The organism is Candidatus Hakubella thermalkaliphila (genome assembly GCF_013281975.1).
GTDB lineage: Bacteria > Actinomycetota > Humimicrobiia > Hakubellales > Hakubellaceae > Hakubella > Hakubella thermalkaliphila.
The window spans coordinates 1-839 of record NZ_BLRZ01000354.1; the positions used below are offsets into that span (position 1 = coordinate 1).

Sequence of the window (839 nt, forward strand, 5' to 3'; positions counted from 1 at the left end):
CTCAAATACTCATATACTCTGGCGCTGCGCCTGGAAAGTTCCTCCTCAAAGACATTTCCTCCCTTTCCCTCATTGATCATGGCCGTCCCGCTCTTGCTCTGATCCAGAATCCGGGCTGCTCAGGCCATTCTCCGGGGATATGATATTGCCCAGAATCCCGTTCACAAACCGGCCGGACTCATCAGTGCCATAGGTTTTGGCCAGCTCAACGGCCTCATTGATGGAGACTTTCAAGGGTATGTCCTCCATGAATAGTATTTCGTAGATGGCCATGCGCAAAATATTTCTATCCACGATAGACATTCTCTCCAGAGACCAATTCCTGGAACTCTCCTGAATCAGATCATCAATATATTCTTTCTTCTCCGCAACTCCCTCCACCAGAGACATGACAAAGTCGGTCCGGAACTCTTTCTTGTGTTCCAGCTCTTCGGTCAAAACATCCTTAATTTTCCTTTCCAGAAGATCAGCCTGATACAGGATGTCCAGAACGAATTTTCTCTGTCGGTGTCTCTTGGGCAGGCTGTTCATAGCTATTCAGGGCGTCATAACTCGCACTACAGTGATAGTTATTCTATCTACATCCAATCCCACCATGCTCTGGAGAGCTTGATAGATATTCCTTTGTGCTTCCAGAGCCTTCTCTTTAATATTGTAACCGTACTCTACCACGATAGATAGTTCTGCGCTTATCTTCCTGTCCTCGACTCTGGTCCTTATCCCTTTTAGAAAGCTCTTTCTGCCTATCCTCTCGGTAATCTTGACTACAACTCCACCCGTGTAGATAGCAATCCCCTCCACCTCCTCAGTGGCCAGAGCTACTATGGAGTCGAACACAC

2 protein-coding genes are annotated in these 839 nt (G+C 47.3%); both read right to left on the reverse strand.

Annotated features, from left to right (window positions below):
- Positions 1–69 precede the first annotated feature (69 nt).
- Positions 70–531: a transcription antitermination factor NusB gene (gene nusB / locus HW443_RS12100; RefSeq protein ID WP_176235333.1), complete on the reverse strand. Its 462-nt coding sequence runs from the start codon at positions 529–531 to the stop codon at positions 70–72.
- A 6-nt stretch (positions 532–537) separates the two neighbouring features.
- The coding region (locus HW443_RS12105) for an Asp23/Gls24 family envelope stress response protein (protein ID WP_176238316.1) at positions 538–839 on the reverse strand (302 nt) is incomplete at its 5' end.